This window comes from Peribacillus sp. SIMBA_075, from assembly GCF_046534585.1.
This window is the reverse complement of sequence record NZ_JAWRYN010001479.1, coordinates 1-240: the sequence shown is the minus strand read 5'-3', so window position 1 is coordinate 240 and position 240 is coordinate 1. Positions and strand designations below refer to the sequence as shown.

The 240-nt window shown below is 40.4% G+C and carries 1 protein-coding gene; it reads left to right on the top strand.

What is annotated here, in order from left to right; translation table 11 throughout:
• Nucleotides 1-240: response regulator (locus SB775_RS33310; protein ID WP_410865574.1), on the top strand; the 240-nt coding region annotated here is incomplete at both ends.

Here is a 240-nt window from a genome sequence, read left to right as displayed (position 1 = left end):
ATGTCTATATGCCGAAGAAGGATGGCGTCAAAACGCTGCAAGACATCAGAAAGCTAAAGATACAGGTGGATGTGATTGTGATTTCTGCAGCGAAGGACAAAGAGACAATTGGCGTCATGCTTCAAAATGGTGCGCGGGATTATATTATTAAACCGTTCAAATTTGAACGAATGAAAGAATCGCTTGAAAGCTATAAAGCATTTAAATCGAAAATTCGCACCGCAGCAGAATTTTCTCAGG